This is a genomic window from Veronia pacifica, assembly GCF_001707825.1.
Taxonomy (GTDB): domain Bacteria; phylum Pseudomonadota; class Gammaproteobacteria; order Enterobacterales; family Vibrionaceae; genus Veronia; species Veronia pacifica.
The window spans coordinates 1-310 of the sequence record NZ_LYBM01000151.1; the positions used below are offsets into that span (position 1 = coordinate 1).

1 protein-coding gene is annotated in these 310 nt (G+C 59.4%); it reads right to left on the bottom strand.

Features of this window, described 5'->3' with window-relative positions:
* The coding region (locus tag A8L45_RS24945) for an SPM autocatalytic domain-containing protein (protein WP_175402095.1) at positions 1-310 on the bottom strand (310 nt) is incomplete at both ends.

Sequence of the window (310 nt, forward strand, 5' to 3'; positions counted from 1 at the left end):
TCGGTAATGCCAAGCTCAGCCAGCGACTTATTCTCACCGTCCACCAGCATGCTCAGCCCGGCTTTCTGAGTCAGCGCCTGTAGCTCGGCAGCGTCCAGCTTGCCGTCTGCCACAGCGGCCTCTCCAAGGTGACGGATAGCCAGCGCACGCAGTGCCTCAAAGCCGTTATTGAAGCCATCACGCTTGCCATCGCCGTTCACGTCGGTGTTGTTACCCAACAGCTCTTTTCCGTCAGCACCTACCGTGCCATCGCCATTGGCATCGAAGGCCAGCACGCCGTCGCCTTTACCTGCCCATGCGATTTGGTCTA